The sequence below is a fragment of the Desulfobotulus pelophilus genome (assembly GCF_026155325.1).
Lineage (GTDB): Bacteria > Desulfobacterota > Desulfobacteria > Desulfobacterales > ASO4-4 > Desulfobotulus > Desulfobotulus pelophilus.
The window spans coordinates 105,329-124,893 of record NZ_JAPFPW010000007.1; the positions used below are offsets into that span (position 1 = coordinate 105,329).

The window sequence follows — 19,565 nt, forward strand, 5'->3', positions numbered from 1 at the left end:
GATACATGGCAAGCACTCCGTTTTCTGGTCACCGTCACAAAGAGCACGCCCCTTTCTCAACCGGTCCCTCCATACTCCGGCAATCATCCATCCTGCCCTATCGCCCATCTTCCGCAACAGGCAACATCCTGGTCAGATCCATCCCCATTCTGCACCTGTTACCCATAAAAAAAACATCCCTGCCCACAATCCCTTTTCCAGCACTTTCCCAATAAACGCACCACTGCAAATTTCGCTAAAATAAAATACGCCACCGCTAGCACAAAAAACAAAAAAGTATTAGGAATGCCAAATAAATTACACAATGGCAAAGCAGGATAATTTCAAAAATCCACATACAGCGCAAAGGCGCCAGACACCCTACCCCAGAAAACGGAGCTTTTCATGCAGGCAAGAACCCATAGAAAAAGAAAGCACAGGACGATGTTCTCTCTTTTATCCGACCGAAAAATCCAATCCGGTGAACCCAGTTACAAACAAAAAGAAGGCTGCCGGAAAAAGTGGTCCCGTTCCGCATATCTCCTCATCGGACTCTTCCTGCTGGGGCTCCCCCATATGGCTGACGCTTCCCCAATGTCCATCCGTGGAAAACAACAGCCCGTTCATATTGATCCCGGTCCACTGGAAACCGCACTGCACAGCTTTGCGCATCAGACGGGAGTCGATCTGCACTTTTCTAGCGCGGAAACGGATGGACTTCACAGTTCCGGACTGTCGGGCCACCTTCATCCAGAGGAAGGCCTGACCCGCTTAGCCCAGGAGCACGGTTTCCGCCTTATCCGACGCTCAGCGAACAGCTTTGAACTTGTGCATGGACAAAACCGGACGATTATGGACAGCAGCACAGCCATGGCCCTTCCTCCCATTCTCGTCATGGGTGAAAAAGTAGAGCGATCCATCCAGGATACCAGCTCCAGTGTTCAGGTTTTTGATTCCAGAAGAATAGAAACGGCCGTCAATGCAACAGAAATATCGGATCTTCTGAAAATGACGCCCAATATAGTAGACGTGGGCTATGGCAACCATCTGCCCACCGTACGCGGCCTCGACGGAGCAGGACCGGCCACCGGCGCTGTGGCTTTTCTTGCGGGAACCCGCCCCCGTCTGAATGTTTCACTGGATGGGAGATCACTGACGTTTAACGAACTGGCCTTCGGACCCCAGTCCCTCTGGGACGTGGGGCAGGTGGATATCTTCCTGGGACCCCAGAGCTATATGCAGGGACGCAACTCCATTGCCGGGGCTGTCGTTCTCCGATCCAATGAGCCTTCCTTCGCATGGGAGGGCGCCGTCAAGGGAAGCGTGGGAGAACAGGGCTATTCACAAATGGCTGCCATGGCTTCCGGACCCATTGTGGAGGACCAGCTGGCCTTCCGGATCAGCGCGGACCGGCAAAAACGTAAAAGCTTTGTCCTGCTGGAATCCTATGAGCCAGCAGGAGACCCCCGGGAGTTTGAAACCACCACCCTCCGAACCAGCCTTCTCTACCTCCCTCCCGGATCACCGGGACTGTTGACCCGCTTTTCCGTCAATCACTTCGACACCCGTGCGCCTCAGGGTGAAAACATGGTCGCCCCTCCCGGTACGGGTTCCAAGCTCAGCGGACCCAGGCCTGTTTTTGAAACCCGGTCCACCAGCACCATCTGGGATGTGGAATGGGAAATGTCGGAAGGTCTCAGGACAGAAACCAAAATCATCTACACGGATTTTGACATCCAGCGCATAACCACCGCCGCGGATGCCCATGCCGATATTGAGGGCAGGGAAATTCAGATAGAACCTACCCTGCACTTCCAAAACAGTGACGGCCGTTTACGGGGGCTTGCCGGATTACGCTATTTCCGTTCCAGTCAGGATGAGTTTGTGAATATTTTCAACGGAAGTAATTTTGATGATAAAACGGAAACCGGCTCCGTCTACGGGGAGATCACCTATGCCCTTCTCCCCCGCATGGATGTAACCCTGGGAGGCAGGCTGGAGCGGGAACAGAGAAAACGCAAAGGAGGCAGCAAAGGAATCCATCACGGCGGGCAGGTCTACAGCGTTGAAGTGGACTTTGACAAAACCTACTCGGCATTTCTCCCCAAACTGGACCTTGCATGGAAAGTCAGCCCGGATCATACTCTCGGCGCAAAGGTGGCCCGTGGCTATCGATCGGGCGGTGCTGGCATCACCTTTGACACACCATGGACCAGCTTTGCCTTTGACGAGGAGTCTGTGTGGAACTATGAACTATATAGTCGCCACCGCCTTCGGGATGGGCAACTTGAATTAACATCCAATATTTTCTTCAATAACTACGAAGACATGCAGCTCCCCTACTACATCAACGCCAACGCCATTACCATCATAAATGCGGAAAAGGCCCAGAGCTACGGCGCAGAAATGGGGGTTCGATGGCTGCCCGTTTCCAGTCTGGAGCTTTTCGGCGGTATGGGTCTGCTGCACACGGAAATCAAGCGCTTTTCCGTGGCCAGTTATGAAGGCAATGAACTGCCCCGTGCCCCGAGCTTTTCGGCCAACATGGGAGCCTGCTACCGTTTCGCCTCCCGGTTTGAGCTGAGCGGCAGCCTGAGCTACAAAAACTCCTATTACTCCTATTATGACAATGATGCACGGGGAAAAATATCCGCCTACTGGATGGCCGATCTGCAACTTGCCTACCAGCTGCCCAAAGGCCGCATGGTTCTTTTTGCAAGCAATCTGATGGATAAGGATCACGTTGTCATGATATCGGATAACGATATGAATGCTCCGGTGAAAACACAACCCAGAATGCTGGGAGCCTCCCTTGAGTGGAGATTCTGACCCCAACCGGAAGGGCCTGCCTAGGGGGCAGGCTCTTTTTTGCGGTATTGTCCGGGAAGACACCCGGTGTGCTGCCGGAAGGCCTTTGTGAAGTGGCTCACACTGGCGTACCCCACAGCACAGGCCGCCTGTGTGACATTCAGTTTTCCTTCGCACAAAAAACGCCCGGCAGCTTCGAGTCGCTGATGACGCAGAAAATGAAAAGGAGTCATTCCGTACACCTCACGGAAACAGTAGTGAAACCTGCTGCGGCACATCCCCGCCTGTCTGGCCGCTTCGGAAAGGGTAATGGGATTTTCAAGGTCGGCGATCAGCAACTCACCGGCATAGTGTATGCGGTCAATTTCTCCCGTTTTTAAACCGGGCTCCGGAGGCGCAGGACCCTTTCTGCTATGAAGCTGATCCAGCTTACAGGCCATAAGCTCAAGGGCTTTTCCTTCCATGAACAGGGAACGGATACGCCCCTCATAGGGGCAGGATGCGAGCTGCAGCAGAGCTGCTTTCATGGCTGGTGTCAGGGAATCAAAAGCACGGTAGGGATGGCGGAGCAGTTTATGCAAAGAGGGTATTGCCATCTGCAGCTCATTACCCAGAAAGGCTTCCACTTTTTCCGGCTCCATCATGATATTGAGCCGGATCACCCTTCTCCTGGCCACAACTTCTTTCATGGACTCCCCGGTAAAATGAAAGACGGCACTCTGATCAGGACCTATGGCATCCGCCGCCTTGAATCCTCCGGGCTGATTGAGAATCTCCCCTGAAAGGCAGAATCCAAAACCAAACACAGCAGGAAAGGATGCATATTCCATACGCGTTGTTTCATGCAGGCTGTAGTCGGAAAAAAGCAGCTGAATACCCGAAGCAAGGGACATCATGGATACACCTCCCCTGCCCGCATCCGGGGGCAGGGGAAGATGCACGCCACCTTCTTCCTCTCCTTTTTTTTTCGGTAAAATTCGTATTGTTTTCATCTGGCCCCCAGAATGATCCTTACAAAATCCCAAACTCTCCTCCCCCCCTGATCCCACAGAAAAGGCGGGAATCGCCGCCAGCCTCAGGCCATAAATGGATAATCCGTATATCCTTCGGCCCCCCCACCATAGAAGGTGGCAGGATCCGGCCGGTTCAGCCTGGCTCCCTTCCGGAACCGTTCCACAAGATCGGGGTTAGCAAGGAAAAGAGAGCCAAAGGACACAAGATCCGCCAGTCCGCTTTCCACAGCCTCCTCTGCACGCTTCTGTGTATAACCGCCGTTTACCATCCATATACCGCCAAAGGCCTTTCTGATTTCTCCGTAATCCACGCGGGATACCCCCCCTGCCAGATCTCCCTCAATCACATGCAGGTAGGCCAGACCATAGGGCTTCAGCATATGGGCAAGGGCCGTAAAAATTGTTTGGGGATCACTGTCTTCCATGTCATTGAAGGTATTTTCCGGTGAAATACGCACCCCCACCTTTTCAGCTCCGATGGCCCCTGATACAGCCTTCGTAACATCTGCAAGAAACCGAAGACGATTCGCAGGGCTGCCCCCGTAATCGTCCTTTCTCCGGTTGCTGCCATCCCTGAGGAACTGATCAATGAGATATCCGTTAGCCGCATGGATCTCCACACCGTCAAAACCAGCTGCCATGGCATTTTGTGCAGCCCGTGCATACTGCTCCACAATCTCCTCTATTTCATGCACGTCCAGCTCCCGGGGAATAACAAAGGGTTTTTTCCCCTCAAGGGTAATGGCATCTCCACGGGGACGAATGGGAGAGGGCGCTACGGGCAATGCCCCATGGGGCTGAAGCAAAGGATGGGAAACCCTGCCCACATGCCAAAGCTGCAGGTACACGGTACCGCCTTTCGCATGCACAGCATCGCTGACCTTTTTCCAACCGGCAAGCTGCTCCGGACTGTGGATGCCCGGCGTAAGGGGATAGCCCACACCCTGAGGGGATATCTGCGCGGCTTCCGTTATGATGAGTCCGGCTGTGGCTCGCTGGGCATAGTAGGTGGCCGTGAGATCCGTGGGGACATTGCCTTCTCCGGCCCTGTTCCTTGTCATGGGTGCCATGACCACACGGTTGGAAAGGATATGGGAACCGACTGTAACCGGATCAAAAAGAATCTTGTTACCCATGATGTTTCCTCCTGTTGGCTTTTCAAGATAGTGACGGGTACCTTCTTTTAACTGTACACTCTTACAATAAGACCCTTGGCAATATAGGCAACAAAAAAGTTTTGGCTATGCTAAAATCGTGTGCGTTTATCTCCCTTCATCCCCCATCGGCTAAAGAAATCTGCCCAAAAATCACCTGATTTCAATCCAGGCCCTTCCCTTTTTTCTGTACCCTCTGTTCTTCTTCGTGGAAAAACTGTATCCATCCAAATTCAGGCCAACTGTATCTGGTATTTTTCTGCCAAAGGCATAGGGTGAGATCATGAAAAGGGAAACGCAGGATAAAAAATACCGCTACGAAGAAATACACGACCGCATGATGCGGATGGTGGCGAAAGGAGTCTACCGTCCCGGTGAGCGAATGCCTTCCATACGGGAACTGAGCCGCAGCATGGGGGTCAGCCTGAATACGGTGAAACAGGCCTATCTCCTCCTGGAAGATCAGCGCATCATCGAATCCAGGCCCCAGTCCGGGTATTATGTCCGTCCAAGGGGCTTTGACCTTCCAAGACAGCCCGATTTTTCCGGTCCTGATCTTTCTCCGGTCCAGATACCTTCCGCCCACATCAGCTCGCAGATTCTCAGCCATGCAGCGGATCCCGGCATGGTGCCCTTTGGTGCCGCCATTCCGGCGGACGAATGCATCCCGGCGGCCAAACTTTCCTCCATCATGGCCAGCCAGTGCCGCCGGCAGCTCCATGACAGTACCGCCTACTCCATGCCTCCGGGTCATGTACGCCTGCGGGTTCAGATTGCCCGCAGGCTGACCCTGGCAGGCTGTGATGTGGATCCCGATGAAATCCTTATCACCACCGGAGCCTGCGAAGCCGTTTTCCTTGCCCTGAAAACCCTGTGCCGACCCGGAGACACACTGGCCATAGGATCTCCGGTATATTTCAATTTTCTGGATATGTTCCGGGAGCTTTCCCTGAAAATTCTTGAAATCCCCTCTTCTCCGGAAACAGGGCTCTGCCTTGACACCCTTGAAACAACCCTGACCAGCCAGAAACCCGCCGCCTGCCTTGTAATATCCAACTTTAACAATCCTTTGGGTGTCAGCCTCACCGATACAAAAAAAGAAGAAATGGTACGCATCCTTGCCCGCCACAAGGTTCCCCTTGTGGAAGACGACATCAATGGGGATCTGTCCTTTGTTAATGTACGGCCATCCGTCGCAAGGGCTTGGGATAAAAGGGGGGAAGTGCTGCTTTGCGGCTCTTTTTCCAAGACTCTGGCCCCGGGATACCGGGTTGGATGGCTGGCTGGCGGCCGTTTCCGGGAGCAGGCTTTCCGGCTCAAAATGATGGTATCCCTGGCCTCCGCCAGCCCCACCCAGTTAGCCGTTGCAGAATTTCTCCATTCCGGAGGATATGAGCACCATCTCCGCCATATCCGCAGAATTTATGCCAACAAAACAGCCGCCATGGCTGATGCCATCCACCGCTGTTTTCCTGCCGGAACCCGTATCACAAAGCCCGAAGGCGGATTTACCCTCTGGGTGGAAATGCCGGAGGCCGTCGATTCCATGGTGCTTTATGAAAAAGCCATGGCCCAAGGCATCAGCATTGCGCCGGGCTCCCTTTTTTCCACCACCTCCCATTTCCGTCACTATGTGCGCCTCAATGCAGCTGCCTGGTCAGACCGGAACGCCTGGGCCTTGGAAACCCTCGGTAAAATGGCCCGTACCCTGATGGACAGTTCCTGAAAAACTTCCGGCAGAAAAGACCTCTCCACCTCGAATGACAGACACTCTGCCTTTGCTGGCAGGTGTTCCGTACCAAAAGAAATACCCCAAGGAGTATCATCCATGCGCAATCTTCTCTTTTATGCTTTCACTGTTCTGATCTGGGGATCCACCTGGATCGCCATCACCTTTCAGCTGGGCAATATGGATCCCATGGCTTCCGTGGCCCTGCGTTTCTGTCTGGCATCCCTTCTTCTGCTGATTTTCTGCATTTTTACCCGGATCAGGATGCGTTTTTCACGGCAGGAACATATGGCCATGGCCCTGCAGGGCTTCTTTCTTTTCGGCCTGAACTACTGGTTCATCTACCTTTCAGAACTCCACATCACCAGTGGTCTGGCTGCGGTTCTTTTTTCCACCATCGTGCTCATGAATGTGATCAATGCAGCCCTTTTCCTTGGCAACAGAATCCGTTTCGAAGCCGTCTGGGCTACCATTCTGGGGCTGACGGGTATTGTTCTGGTCTTCCAGCCGGAACTTGAGGGATTTCATCTTTCCGACAGCGGACTCAAAGGAGCCCTCTTCTGCCTCGCCGGCACATGGCTGGCCTCCATAGGCAACATTCTTTCCGCCAGAAATCAGAAAAAAAGCCTGCCCATCATCCAGACCAATGCCTTTGGCATGGGCTATGGAGGTATAATGATGGTTCTTTTTTCCATCGTCCTTGGAAAAAGCCTGATACCACCCTTTACCTTCAGCTATATGAGCTCCCTCTTTTATCTTGCCGTCTTCGGCTCCATCCTGGCCTTTGGGTGCTATCTCAGCCTTGTGGGCAGCATCGGACCGGAAAAGGCAGCCTATGCCACCCTTCTTTTCCCCATTGTGGCCCTTGGTTTTTCTACTTTTTTAGAAGGCTATCAGTGGAGTCTTTCCGCAGCAGGCGGCGTGGGACTTATTCTTGCGGGTAACTTTCTGATGATGAAGAAAAAACAAACACCGGAAAAAGAACAGAAAACCGACACACCACTTACCCTGCCAGCGTCTGTAAAAAAACAGGCAGCCTGAAACGGGAAGGCCGCCGGAAATTATTGCCGGCGGCCTTTATTTTTCTGTTTTCTTTACGGCAGAAGAAGCACCGGAAGCATGCTACAGCGGCGGCGCATTCTGAATGGCACGAAGGTGGGCCAGAAGCCGTCCCGCTTCCTCTCGGGCCTTTTTATCCCTTTCAGGAATACGTTCAAGAAACTTTCTGGCCATTTCCGGCTCACCGGCCTTATAAGCACAATAGCCCAAAGTCAACAGCATGCGGCTGTTATGACCTTGCCCCTTGTGTCCGTTCAGGTAGCGTACCCCGGCATCCATGGCCTCTCTGTAACGGTTTTCTCCCATATGGATGGCCATGGCCACCTCAAAAAGGGCCGGATCCGCAGCCTGCTTCAACCCACCCTCAATTCTCTGCAGTGCTTTCTCATTCTGCTGGGCTGCCTGCAACATCTGCACTTCCCGTACAAGAAGCCTCGGGCATCCATCGCCCTTTTCCTGGGCCGTAGCATAGGCTGTTGCTGCCCTTGCCGGAAGATTGAGATTGGCATAGAGATCGCCCAGCAGGCGGTAGTCCGACGCCTTTGGCTCCCCCTCCAGAGCCAGTCGGATTTCCAGAGCGGCAGCTGCTTTTTTATAATCCTTTACCCGAAGATACAGATGGGTGGCCAGTTCCCACATCCCCCTGTCCTCCGGCTCCCGGTCCAGTATCGCTTCCAGAAGAGCAATGGATTTTCTTTCATTGCCCGTTTCCATGGCCGCCTGGGCATGGGCACGGACCCACTCCTCCCTGGGATGGTCATCCAGCTGCATCAGGCGATCCAGACGCTGCCATGCCGCAGCTGAATTCTTATCCATCAGATAAAACAGACCGCTGTGGTATAAAAGCGTACCTTTTTTCTCTTTGCAGGTTTCCCATGCCCTTTCCATGGCATGGGCCGCCTCTGAATAAGCCTTTGCATCATGGGCTGCTATGGCAAGATTCTGCCAGATCCGGCTGTCTTCAGGAGCCAGTTTCACCGCCTTTCTGTAAGCAGTGAGGGCCGCGGCACTATCCTCCAGCTGCAGCCTCGCATTACCTAGCCAGAAAAAGAGCAGGGGATGCTCCATCTCCGGATTTTTCTCATAAAAAGCTTCCAGCTTTGCAAGGGCTTCGGCAGGCCGTCCTTCTCCCATATCCAGCCCAGCATCCGCCAGTACCTGCTGCAAAGAACGGGGCAGGGGTCTTTCCGGAGATGCTGTGACAAGGCCCTGCAGACAGAATACAAAAAAAAGGAAAAAGAGAAGGAGAAAAGGGTTCAGCCCCCTTTTGTGCCTTTTGTGGGCATAAAAAGGGGCTGAACCCTTTTGTGGGTTTTCCATTATTTTTTCCATCAGTTTCCTCCAAGCTGAAAACGGATAGGGGTTACCACCCATGCCGCTACTCTGCGGCCTTCCATCACCGCTGCTTCAAACCGCCAGTTGGATATGGCCTGAATAACCGCATCCTCAAAAACGCCTTCAGGATCGGCTTCCAGTACATGAATGTTCCGGGGTACACCATCCGTACCCACCAGAAACCGTACCCGAACCCAGCCCTCAATGCCCATACGCCGGGCACGGAAGGGATAAATCGGGGGTGTCTGCACCATGGTTCTCGGGGCAACATCTACCTCCCCTGCTTCGAAGGTCATGGGGCCGGCCGGAGGCGGCGGCGCAATGGCAGGTCCTGGCACGGCGGAAAGACGGAGATCCGGCGTAAAAGGGATGGGCTCCATCTGCGGAACCTCTGGCAAAGGCCGCTGCATAATCTGCTCCATGGGCACGTCAGGCTCCGGAGGTTTTTCTTCCGGAGGCTTGGGCGGCTCCGGTTCAGGCTCCGGCTCCGGTGGCCGAAGATCCCTTAACTGCACAGACACCATGCGTTCCAGGTCCGAAGCATCGGGCGGCGGCCCGATCATCCAGGGAACCATGGCAAAAATTCCCAGGGTAACCAGAAGGGCCAGTCCCGTGGCAGTCACATAGACAAGGACGGATCTGCCGAAAAACGAGCCTGACCCCTTTTCCGGGTATAAAAGGGCGCTGCCCCCTTTTTCTTTAAGGGCTTTTGGTGGCAATGCTCACATCCTTTGCCCGGGCCAGCCGACAGTGGTCCAGAATTTCCACCACAATACCCGTGTCTGTCTTTTTATCCGCCACAATGACCACAGAAGCTTCCGGCATCTCTGCCAGTGCCCTCTCCACCCGGGCCCGTACACTTCGCATGTCTATGGCTTCCTTATCCATAAAAATTCCGCCTGCGGCATCCACGCCAATGAGAATACTGCCCTGCTCCTTGAGATCACCGGTGCTGGCCGTGGGACGGTCCACATCAATACCCGTTTCCTTCACAAAACTTGTGGTGACAATGAAAAAAATCAGAAGAAGAAAAATCAGGTCGATAAGGGGAGCAATATTAATGTCACTTCCCTGATTTCTGGCCCGAAGGCTCTGGCGTACGTTAATCATCGAAGCTGCCTTTCCAGCATGGCGTACAGACGATCCAGACGATAGGTGGCCCTTCTGGCCTGTCTTGTCAGATACATGGCCATGATAATGCCGGGAATGGCCACCATAAGACCGCACTGGGTGGTGACAAGAGCCTCGGAAATACCGGCGGCCATGCCGCGGGCATCCCCTGTCCCGGCAAAGGCCATGACATCAAAGGTAACAATCATTCCCTTTACCGTTCCCAAAAGACCAAAAAGGGGAGAAACCGCTGCCAGAACCTGAATCTGAGGTATCCCCCTGTTCAGATCCCTCCGGATCCGAAGGCCGCACTCCCGAAGAATACTCCTGTCCAGCATGCAGATGCCGCTTCTCCGGCTCCTGAAATCCTGAATCAGCCGAAGGGATAACCCCTCCCCACAGGGAAGGGTACGGCTGCTGTCCAGGGCCATACCCACAGCCGTATCCGGCGGCAGATCCTTGACCAGAAGGCGGCGGAAAAAAAACAGCCTTTCAAAAATACCCGCCCACATAAGAAGACAGACCAGGGCCAGGGGCCAGAGAATGCCTCCTCCTGCGGAAAGATGGCTCAGGATATCCTGAAAACCCGCCATCATCCCTGTATCCTCCCTTTACAGCAGGAAGGCAGACTGTGCTCTCGGGTGAGGGTATTGCACAGGGCCACGGCCTTTTCCTCCATATCCCCCACAATATGCTCCACCCTGCGGGTGAGAAAGGTGTGGATCAGGGTAATGGGAATGGCCACGGCCAGGCCAAACATGGTAGTGGCAAGGGCCTCGGATATGCCGCCGGACATCATGCGCGGATCTCCCGTGCCAAAAAGGGTTATGGTATGAAAGGTTCGTATCATGCCCGTAACCGTACCCAGAAGACCAATCAGGGGAGCAATACCCGCCATGACATTGAGCATGGGAAGGAAACGCTCCAGCCGGGGAAGCTCTCGCAGAATGGCTTCCTGCAGAATACTTTCCAGGGTTTGCCTGTCTTCCTTCCTTCCTCCCAGACCGGCAATCAGGATATTAAAAACTGGCTTGCCCTTTCCGGGTTGAACCGTAGCATCGCAGGCTTCCCAGTTTTTTTCCGCAGCCAGTTCGTTGACCCGACCCATGACCCTGTCCGCATTGGTGTGAACCTTATGAAGAAACCAGATCCTTTCCAGAGTGACCAGAAGCGCCACAAGGGCTATAAAAAGAATGGGCCAGACCAGAAAACCACCGCTCTCCACCTGACTTTTCAGGGTGGAGCGGTGCAGCACCTGCTGCAGGGCGGCTCCCTGTGAGATATCCATGGAAAGGGAATCACTTCTGCCATCCATATAGGCGCCGAGGCTCTTTCGGGCCGAACGGGAAGGCTCCCGTCCCAGCATCTGGAACCTGCGGTTTTCAGGCAGATAGTGCAGGTAACCCACGTTTCCGTTCTCCGCACGGAAAGCGGCGGTAAAGGGGCCCAGAGTCAGGATTTCCGATGCCATAAGCTGCCCGCCTGCTCCCAGAATCTCTCCCCTTTCCAGACGCACAGCCCCCGTTTTTAGCACCTCGCCAAAAAAGCCCTCCACAATCACATCAAAATCTTCCATGCCAGCAAAGCGGCCGGCATCGAGAATACGGCGTACCGGTTCCAGCCGGGTGGGTTCACTGGCCGTAAAGGGAGATTCACTCAGCATGGCATCCAGCTCACGGGCAGCCGAACGCAGGGTACCCGAAACGGCTTTCATGGCAGATACGGTAACATCCCGCTCTCCGGCCAGGGCTTCCCTCTTTTCCATAAGGACTTCCACAGTGCTTTCCAGTGCCGACCTTTCCTCCGTCAGCCTGTTTTTAGCCGCCGTGAGCTCTGCAATTTTTGCTGCCAGCTTCTCCCGGTCCGCAAGGATCTCCCTTCTGGTTTCCCTGGCTTCAGCTTCCGCAGCAAGACGCGCTTCCCTTGCCTGTACGGATATGGCCCGCATGTCCGAAGAAATAGCCGTCACGGGAAAAAGAAAAAGAAGCAGAAACAGCAGGCAAAAGCAAAAAGAGCAAAAAGAGCAAAAAGGGGTCAGACCCCTTTTGTGGGCATAAAAGGGGTCTGACCCCTTTTTATTCTTACTCATGGCAGAATCCTCCCTACAGGCAATGTCACCAGTTCCGGCGCCCGTTTCCGGGTGGCCACGTCAAAGGCCCTGGCAAAGGAGGCATCCCAGGACGCTTCCAGCGGCTGCCACCTCTTTTCGCCTGCATCATAGTATCCGACCCTGCCGTCTCCCGTTCGGTAAAAAAGTCCCAGGCGCCCAAGGCGCAGTACCTGAGCCAGCACCTCATCCTGCCCCAGCTGCAGGGGAATCCGGCCAAGCTCCACCGTAAAGCCATAGTCCGCTTCTATGCGGAGAGCTTCCATGATACGCCGCAGACGTTCTGCAGGGCCCGCATCCGGATCCACCATAAGGTCCTGAAGCATGGCAAGCCTCTGGGTCCGTTCTTCCTCAAGGAAAGGCAGGTCCGAAGCCATGGAACCCTCCAGCCGGAGCAGAACTTCATCCAGCCTCCCGTCCAGCTCATCTTCCAATCGCCTTGCTTCCATAAGCTCCCGTTCAATGGCAGCCACATCCCGTTCCAGATGGTCTCTGGACCGGGAAAGCCTGTCACGGTCCCTCCCAAGACGCCGGTTTTCCTCTTCAAGGCTTTCCATACGACTCAAGAGCTCTCTTCTCTCCCTGGCCCATGCTTCACGGGCCTTCTGGGTTCCGGCTTCTGCCTCCATGCCTTTTTCGTGCTCTTCCATGACTGCCTTCGGCCGACTGTCACCCATGACAAAGCCCGGAGCATGGAGCAGCAAAACCAGAAATCCTGCCATTACAGACTTTTTTATAACCATAGAAATTCTCATTTTTTAGTCTTTTCTAAAATTTTATAAATAATCATTTTATTTTCGGCTTCTATATCTTTCACAGCCTTATGGGTCAAGAGAAAAAGCAAGTCCCTATTGAATTTATTCGTCATGGCTAATTTATTACTACGGAACAGATCATCTGCATGGCATTCATATTGCATTTTTATAAAAGCTACAGATCCGGCTGAGAGCCAATTGATAACACCACCGGGAAAGAGCCTCTTCCATGGTCGCAGCTGTCCGCCCCATAAACATGTCACCCCCATCATCTCCCGTCGGTAATACGGACCGAAAGGGAGACAGGGATGACTATAGCCTCACGGCAGCGGACACTCTTTTACAGAATACGGGCCAGAGACAGCAGTGGCAGAACATCCGCCAGAACAATGACGCCCTTGCCAGAAAACTGGCTCCCTTGCTTATGGAAAGAAACGCCATGCTGGCAAAGGCCCGGGATGGGGAGACCATCCGCTGGAGCCACTTTGACACACTCACGGCAGAACTCGGCAGGGCGGGCATTCATCTCTGGGATCACAATGCCCTTCTGGCTTCAGGGTGGCAGGCAGACAGCATGCCGCACAACCATGTATCAGGCAATGGAAGCCACCGTTCTGGACCTGCGGCCCCCACCGTTCCCCTTCCTTCCGCATCCGAAATGACCCAGGCCCGCTCCACGGGCCTTTTCCCTCAGAGCATACTCCCTCCCACCGCCCCCATGGTGCCGCAAAAAGAAGAACCAGCTCCCTCTACGGAACCGGATTTCCTTGTGCTCAATGCCACCTGGGAACGACACACCCTGGCTTCCGGCCTTGGTGCCTACGGAAACCCGGACCAGCTGTTCATGCCTCTGGGTGCTCTGGCTGCCATTCTGGAAGTGCCCCTGCGGGTCAGTCCGCAGACAGGAAAAGCATCAGGGGAAGTTCTGGGGAAAAACTTTGAGCTGAACCTTGAAGAAAAAACCATCACCCTTGGCAGAAAAACCCAGACAATACCTGAAAATGCCATCATCCATGATGAAGATGATATTCATATTGATGCCAAGGTACTGAAAGAGTGGCTGCCCCTGGATTTTGATTTCAGCTTCAGGGAGATGGCCGTCAGGCTTCAGCCCAAAGCAACGTTTCCCTTTCAGGAACGCATCGAAAGGCAGCAGCGCTGGAACCGTCTCGGCTCTTTCGATGGCACGGCAAAGCCTTCCATTCTGGATGAAAAAACAAGACCCGCCTTTGTCAGCCTGCCCGTGGTGGATCTTTCCCTTTCAGCCTCCCACCACAGCCGGGACAACAATCCCAGACAGGCCAGCTATACCCTTTCCGGGGCAGGAAATCTTGCGGGAGGAACCGGGCATTTCTATGTCCGGGGAGATGACACCCATAACCCAAGGCGGGTGGAAGCCCGTTTTGAAAAAACGGATCCTTCCGGCTCCCTGCCTCTGGGGGCAACCCGCTTTGCCCTTGGAGATGTATCATCCCCTTCCCTTCCCATACTGGGCCGGGCTGGTACTGCCCAGGGTATCCTTCTGGAAAACCGGTCCTTATATAAAGAAAGGGAATTTGACAGCACCCGTTTTGAAGGCAATCTGGCGCCGGGATGGGAGGTGGAACTATACCGTGGAACGGCTCTCATGGATGTGCGCAGGGTAGGAGAAGATGGCCGTTACCTTTTTGACGATGTTTCCCTTTTCTATGGAACCAATGATTTCAGGCTCATTTTCTACGGTCCCGAAGGGCAACGCCGTGAGGAAAACCGCAGACTGGAAGTCGGCACGGATATGCTGCCCAGAGGACAGATGACCTACAGTGCCAGCCTCACCCGACAGGACAGAGTCACCTATGAAGAAAACCAGTCCCGCAACAACGATGCGGGTAATGCCGCTGGCGTCGGAGCAATCGAATACGGTCTTGGAGAACGAACTACCCTTTCCGCAGGCTTCATGAGCGACACATTCGGAGAAGAACGCCGCACGCGGCTGCAGGCCGGTATGGAGACAGCCCTTACGGGTGCATCCTTACGGGTAGACGGAGTGCACACTGTGGATGGCGGCAGTGCCCTGCGCCTTGGCAGCCAGACAGCCCTGAATGATCATCGTATCCGCGCCAGTGTGCAGCTTCAGGACAAACTGGAAGGTGACCATGTCACCAACCCTGTCCGCAGCATCAGTGAACTTTCTCTCTACGGCACCCTTGGAAAACAAGATGGCTTCCGTCTTCCCTATACCTTATCGGGCCGCTACACGGACAGGGATGACAGCTATGAATCCCGAATCAGCCTGCTGAACAGCCTTCGTACAGGAGCTGTACACTGGAACCACAGAATCAGCCATGACTACAACAGTGCAAGCTCACGGCCGGAAAGTATTCAGGGAAGCCTTCATGCCTCCACCCGGATGCAAAGCACCCATATCCGCGCCCATGGTGATTACCGTCTGGATGACTACGAAAGGGGCTTTACCGGAGCAGGCCTCACCGCAACCCGCCATCTTACAAGGGATCTTGATATTCAGGGCAGCCTGAACCGGGATTTTACCGGCACAGGGCGTACATACGGGGATGCCCAGCTTAATCTGAGAAAGGATAAACTCAGCATCAGCCCCGGAGTATCTGCCGATGACCGGGGTGACTGGAGCGTTTCCCTGAACATGAATATGGCTCTAGGGCCTGATCCGCACAGACAAAGCATTCGCCCCTTACCCAGAAACTCCAGTGCCCAGGGCCTTGCTGCCGTACGGGTATTTGAGGACGCCAATGGTAACGGGATTATGGACGGTGAAGAAAAGGGTCTTGAAGGGGTGAGGGTACGGGCCGTGCAGTCCGGCAGCAGGGCTGTGACGGACAAAGACGGCATAGCCTTTTTGCAGCTGTCTCCCCACCAAAAAACCGATATTGTAATTGAAGAAGAAAGCCTTGAAGACCCGGCCCTTTACCCCCTGCATCCAGGAGAGGCCGTATCTCCGAGACCAGGAGAAGTTCGGCCTTTATCCCTGCCTGTAATCCGCACAGGAGAAATTGACGGCACTCTCTATGGTGTGAACAGTTCCGGTGACTCTGTACCCCTCAGGCAGGTTGAAGTCCTCCTTACAGACAAAAAAGGCACGGTAGTGGACAGAGTGCTGTCCGAATATGACGGCTTTTATCTGTTTGAACGGGTCAAACCTGGACAATACACGGTAAAAGCCCTCCTATCTCAGGATAACGGAACGGTTCTGACAAGGAGCCTTGCCACAAAGATAGATGAAACGGGCAGTATCGAAAGTGGCCTTGACATGGTCCTGAAGACGCAAGACAGGCCAGAAACAAAAGCATCAGCCCCTGGACCGGTGCCGGAGGAGGATGAATATGTACTCTTCCGTGAGGGCCGGTGGACAGACAGCCCCGATCCACAGACCCTGCCTGCGACCAGACCCCTGTTTGATGGTCCGGAAGCCGTGCTGTACAGAGAAGGAAGCTGGGTTCCGGGGAGCCTGGGAGCCGTCCCGGCCTTGCAGGGCCTGACGGAAAACAGAATTCTTTTTGCAGCAGAGGGCCGGAAGGAAGAAGAAATCCAGACAAAAAAAAACCAGCCTTCTGCCATTCAGCACAAAAGCCCCCTGCACGGCAGGATATCCCGCTACGGGGTTCATGCAGGCTCCTACCGGAGCAGAGAAAAGGCCCTGGAAGGCATACAATGGGCCAAAGACCACATGCCTGAGTTGAACAGCCTCGAAGAGGCAAGGATTCAACCCGTGGATCTGGGGGAAAAAGGTCTCTGGTACAGGGTAGTTCTGGGTGCTTTTGAAAACAGGGCTGCTGCGGACAGCCTGGCTGCTGTCATGGCCGAAAAATCGGGATACGGCAGGGTTCTCACGGCAGGCAGTAAAGAGGAAACGGCCGTTCATCTGGCAAGCTATACGGATATAAAGGACGCGGAAAAGGGCATCATTCTTCTGGAAAGGCAGTTCCGCACCCTCATGGGTAACAATCTTTCCATGGGTATCACCAAGGAAGGCAGCAGCTACAGAGTCGTCGTACAGAATTTTAAGGTTCTGGAAGATGCGGAACAATTCAGGCAAAAAGTGGCGGATATGGGTGGATACGCAAGGATCATCGGGTAAAAACAGGGCAGGCCCCGGCACACAAACAATGAAAAAATCTGTTTGCATTCACAGAATTCATGCCAAAGTACCCAAGTGAGGAAAAACCGGACGCTGTGCACCCAAGTATTCTTTCCCCGGAAGAAAGAAAGGGACAGCAAGGCAATAAAAAAATCCCCTGCAAAAAACGGACATACTTTGCAGGGGATTTTTTGGCCAGAGGCGGTGTTTTTCAGTAGTTCAGAACAAGAGGAATTTCCTTTATAAGGGGATTCCCTTCTTTTTCTCTGTCACGAAGCACAAGGCGCAGGGTGCTGCCGGATGGAGGAAGATCCGCCTGAAGAGGGAAACGTACATACCGTTTCCCATTGGGTTGGTACACGGCAAAGCCCTTTACTTCACCCAAAAGAATTTTACCATAAAAAATAGCCCCATCCATGTAAATGGATCTATTTCCTTCCCCAAAGATAAGAGTTTGTAAAACAGGTGTTTCTCCATGCGAAACACCCAACTCTATCCCCCGGGCATCAATGTTGACAGCCGTTTTTCCATGCCGGATAATCAAAGGGATGGATGTGGACACGAGGAAGTTAATATTGATGGTGGTTTGTCCAGCTTTTGCCTGCACCACTTCAGCCATATTCCTGTCCGGCTCTGGAAGTGGAGAAACCCTGACATGCACTCTATATTCACCATCCTGAAGGGTGGCAGGTTTCCGGAGCATAATGCGCACAGCCTGCATGGCACCTGGCTCCAGGCGGACCTGACGGGGGGAAAAACGAACCATCCGCAAAAGATCTTCATGTTCTTTAGTTTTTCCCACTTCTCTTACATTCCCGTCCGTATCCTGCTCCATTACGACCATCTCAATCCGGTATGTTACAGGCACGGAATTAGGGTTCACTATTCTCAGTGTTTCCGACCTGTCTCTGCCCTCAAGAACCATACGCAGAGGAGAAAGAATCACAGCGGTTTCCGAAGCCTGAGAAGGTAGAGAGAAGGCGTTTATGCAGGCAAAAACAAGAAAAGACAAAAAGACTCTCATGAAAGGGCCTCTTACGGATTCAATATATTAATTGTAATTGTGATACTGCCGCCATAAATCCCGCTTGCTCCTGGCTGCAGATTCAAGACCCCCCCGATGTGCAGAAAATGATCTGCCATATCCTGAGCTGTCACATATTGAGTGGAAAAACCATCCATAGCTCCAACCACAAGGCTCCCTCCATGTCCGTTATACAGAGAAACACTGGCTGGGAACAGCAACTGAACCTGCTGGCCCGGCATACCGGGACTGTAACGTATGAGACCGCTGTTTCCTCCTGTCACCCGACTCCAACCGCCGCCCATGTTCCGGGGAACAGCCGGTCCGCTGCTGGCATCCATACCTATCGCATCCGCATAGGGTGATGCAATGATCTGGCCGAACCGGAGAGGGTGAACCAGATGAAAACTGGCTCCCCATACAGGGCCGGCCTGCAGCAGGAACAACACCGTACACAGCAACGCAAAAATAAAAGTATTCCTGCCTGTCATGATTCATCAGTTATCCCGGTTACGATCTTGTCTGCATGCATATAATCTTGAAACCGGAAAGGGTCTACGATATGCATACACACTCCATGGGAACGTGGCACCATAAATATTTATTTTACCATACCAGCGAACCATCTCTGAACGCAAAGCACATATTACTGATAGTTAATGGTGATGGTAACGGCTGCATTGTCATAGGTTCCTGGCGTCTGTCCGCTACTCACACCCAGAACCCCTCCGACAAAAATTTTATTAGGGCCCGCAGCGGTAGCGGCAAGGGGGGAGGCCGTGGAGTTGATCGCAATATCGTTAATGGTCATGGTTGCGCCTCCTGTCTCCGTAATGGTAATGGAGGTAGGATAGACAATGCTGATATTGGCTCCCACCGTTGTCGTAACATCGATGCGACCGTTATGCCCGCCGCTTACCGATGTCCCCGCTGGCGCGGATGGCAATACGGGAGAGGGCAATACGCCTCCGGTCACGACCATGCCAGAGGCATCAATCGTAACGCTTGTAGCTCCTGTGGTAACAATACTGCCAAAATTTAAGGACTGATCCTCCGTTCCAGCAAGAACGGCAGCCGTAATTTCTGCCTCTGCCGTCATGGTAACAGCGACAGCCCACGAGTCCTTCACCCACAGAGACAAACAGGATACCAGTGCCAATATACAGACAACGTAGTTTTTTTTCATTGTTCCCCCTATTATCACTCAATTTCGGGAAAAGATCAAAAGAGACCCGCGCAAAAGGAACCCCCTTTTACGGGATGGTGGTTTGTCAAAAGCCAACAAATTCAATGACTGCATTTTCCATACCAGGCTCACATACCACCTTCATAAACCATATTATCGGACAAAGAGGCTAGCAACTTGATCCGATAATGCATTCCCCCATCAAAAAACTCT

At 53.5% G+C, this 19,565-nt stretch carries 15 protein-coding genes; 4 read left to right on the forward strand and 11 right to left on the reverse strand.

The window, feature by feature from the left end:
- The first annotated feature begins 384 nt into the window (after nucleotides 1–384).
- Nucleotides 385–2,808, forward strand: a complete 2,424-nt coding sequence (locus OOT00_RS07820) for a TonB-dependent receptor (protein WP_265424757.1) — start codon at nucleotides 385–387, stop codon at nucleotides 2,806–2,808.
- A 20-nt stretch (nucleotides 2,809–2,828) separates the two neighbouring features.
- Here OOT00_RS07820 and OOT00_RS07825 read toward each other — a convergent pair whose 3' ends face one another.
- Nucleotides 2,829–3,779: an AraC family transcriptional regulator gene (locus OOT00_RS07825; protein ID WP_265424758.1), complete on the reverse strand. Its 951-nt coding sequence runs from the start codon at nucleotides 3,777–3,779 to the stop codon at nucleotides 2,829–2,831.
- Nucleotides 3,780–3,862: 83 nt separating this feature from the next.
- Complete coding sequence (locus OOT00_RS07830) at nucleotides 3,863–4,936, reverse strand: alkene reductase (protein ID WP_265424759.1); 1,074 nt, start codon at nucleotides 4,934–4,936, stop codon at nucleotides 3,863–3,865.
- Nucleotides 4,937–5,237: 301 nt separating this feature from the next.
- On the opposite strand from OOT00_RS07830, the gene OOT00_RS07835 reads away from it, so the two are divergent.
- Both OOT00_RS07835 and OOT00_RS07840 read left to right on the forward strand, forming a co-directional pair.
- Nucleotides 5,238–6,680 carry an aminotransferase-like domain-containing protein gene (locus tag OOT00_RS07835; protein ID WP_265424760.1) on the forward strand — a complete coding sequence of 481 codons (1,443 nt, stop codon included), beginning with the start codon at nucleotides 5,238–5,240 and terminating at the stop codon, nucleotides 6,678–6,680.
- 102 nt (nucleotides 6,681–6,782) lie between these two features.
- Nucleotides 6,783–7,724 carry a DMT family transporter gene (locus tag OOT00_RS07840; protein WP_265424761.1) on the forward strand — a complete coding sequence of 314 codons (942 nt, stop codon included), beginning with the start codon at nucleotides 6,783–6,785 and terminating at the stop codon, nucleotides 7,722–7,724.
- An 81-nt stretch (nucleotides 7,725–7,805) separates the two neighbouring features.
- On the opposite strand, the gene OOT00_RS07845 is transcribed toward OOT00_RS07840, so the two are convergent.
- From OOT00_RS07845 to OOT00_RS07870, 6 genes are read right to left on the reverse strand one after another with little or no spacing between them, the layout of a single operon-like run.
- The gene (locus OOT00_RS07845; RefSeq protein WP_265424762.1) at nucleotides 7,806–9,062 is read right to left on the reverse strand and encodes a tetratricopeptide repeat protein; all 1,257 of its coding nucleotides are present in this window, start codon (nucleotides 9,060–9,062) and stop codon (nucleotides 7,806–7,808) included.
- Between the two features lie 11 nt (nucleotides 9,063–9,073).
- Nucleotides 9,074–9,796 carry an energy transducer TonB gene (locus OOT00_RS07850; RefSeq protein ID WP_265424763.1) on the reverse strand — a complete coding sequence of 241 codons (723 nt, stop codon included), beginning with the start codon at nucleotides 9,794–9,796 and terminating at the stop codon, nucleotides 9,074–9,076.
- Nucleotides 9,777–10,187, reverse strand: a complete 411-nt coding sequence (locus tag OOT00_RS07855) for an ExbD/TolR family protein (protein WP_139449592.1) — start codon at nucleotides 10,185–10,187, stop codon at nucleotides 9,777–9,779. Before OOT00_RS07855 ends, OOT00_RS07850 begins: the two co-directional genes overlap by 20 nt.
- Complete coding sequence (locus OOT00_RS07860) at nucleotides 10,184–10,783, reverse strand: MotA/TolQ/ExbB proton channel family protein (protein ID WP_265424764.1); 600 nt, start codon at nucleotides 10,781–10,783, stop codon at nucleotides 10,184–10,186. The genes OOT00_RS07855 and OOT00_RS07860 overlap by 4 nt, the downstream gene beginning before the upstream one ends.
- A complete protein-coding gene (locus OOT00_RS07865) occupies nucleotides 10,780–12,276 on the reverse strand; it encodes a MotA/TolQ/ExbB proton channel family protein (RefSeq protein WP_265424765.1) in 1,497 nt (498 codons plus the stop codon). Before OOT00_RS07865 ends, OOT00_RS07860 begins: the two co-directional genes overlap by 4 nt.
- The gene (locus tag OOT00_RS07870) at nucleotides 12,273–13,037 is read right to left on the reverse strand and encodes a DUF3450 domain-containing protein (RefSeq protein ID WP_265424766.1); all 765 of its coding nucleotides are present in this window, start codon (nucleotides 13,035–13,037) and stop codon (nucleotides 12,273–12,275) included. Before OOT00_RS07870 ends, OOT00_RS07865 begins: the two co-directional genes overlap by 4 nt.
- 241 nt (nucleotides 13,038–13,278) lie before the next feature.
- Here OOT00_RS07870 and OOT00_RS07875 point away from each other — a divergent pair, with 241 nt between their 5' ends.
- The gene (locus OOT00_RS07875) at nucleotides 13,279–17,142 is read left to right on the forward strand and encodes an SPOR domain-containing protein (RefSeq protein ID WP_265424767.1); all 3,864 of its coding nucleotides are present in this window, start codon (nucleotides 13,279–13,281) and stop codon (nucleotides 17,140–17,142) included.
- 211 nt (nucleotides 17,143–17,353) lie between these two features.
- Here the strand turns inward: OOT00_RS07875 and OOT00_RS07880 are convergent, their stop codons facing one another.
- The 3 genes from OOT00_RS07880 to OOT00_RS07890 all read right to left on the reverse strand — a co-directional run bounded on the left by OOT00_RS07880 (nucleotide 17,354) and on the right by OOT00_RS07890 (nucleotide 19,352).
- On the reverse strand, nucleotides 17,354–18,166 hold the full coding sequence (locus OOT00_RS07880; RefSeq protein WP_265424768.1) for a fimbrial biogenesis chaperone: 813 nt from the start codon (nucleotides 18,164–18,166) through the stop codon (nucleotides 17,354–17,356).
- A gap of 11 nt (nucleotides 18,167–18,177) precedes the next feature.
- Nucleotides 18,178–18,657, reverse strand: coding sequence for a DUF4402 domain-containing protein (locus tag OOT00_RS07885; RefSeq protein ID WP_265424769.1), 480 nt, complete (start codon nucleotides 18,655–18,657; stop codon nucleotides 18,178–18,180).
- Between the two features lie 155 nt (nucleotides 18,658–18,812).
- Nucleotides 18,813–19,352 (reverse strand): DUF4402 domain-containing protein, encoded by a 540-nt coding sequence (locus OOT00_RS07890; RefSeq protein WP_265424770.1) that lies wholly within the window; start codon nucleotides 19,350–19,352, stop codon nucleotides 18,813–18,815.
- Nucleotides 19,353–19,565: the final 213 nt, after the last annotated feature.